General features: G+C 57.2%; 1 protein-coding gene. It reads right to left on the bottom strand.

The annotated features are described in order from the left end of the window. Nucleotides 1-25: 25 nt before the first annotated feature. Nucleotides 26-486: energy transducer TonB (locus ACO0K9_RS28080; RefSeq protein WP_422990695.1), on the bottom strand; the 461-nt coding region annotated here is incomplete at its 5' end.

Raw genomic sequence — 486 nt, 5'->3', positions numbered from 1 at the left:
ACGGGGTCTGCTCTTGCCTGATTGCTTACTCGAGCTTCCAGACGTACTGGACTTTGGTCCAGGTCTGTTGCGGTTTGCCATCGACGGTACCGGGCTTGTTTTTGCAGGAACCGGACATCAATTGGGAACGAACAGCATTGTCGAGACCACGGAAGCCACTGGACTTGTCGATCTTGACGTCTGCCACGGAACCATCGGCACCGATCAGGACGGACAATTGGACGATACCGGTTTCTTCATTGCGCAGTGAAGCACGCGGGTATTCTGGTTTGCAACCACCGACGTTGAAGTCAATCACACCAGGAACAACGACCGGACCAGTGGACCTGGTTTCAGCCGCCGGTGCGGTCGGTGCAGGACCCCTTGGCAAGACCGGGTTCTCTGGCTTGACGTTGGACACGGCAGAGATGGTCGGTTGTTGCTGTACGGGTTGCTGTACCTGCACTTCCGGTGGCGGAATGAACGGTGGTGGCGGTGCCAGCAGTT

The organism is Undibacterium sp. Ji50W, assembly GCF_049340445.1.
Taxonomy (GTDB): Bacteria; Pseudomonadota; Gammaproteobacteria; order Burkholderiales; family Burkholderiaceae_D; genus Undibacterium.
This window is presented reverse-complemented; position numbering and strand designations above follow the sequence as displayed.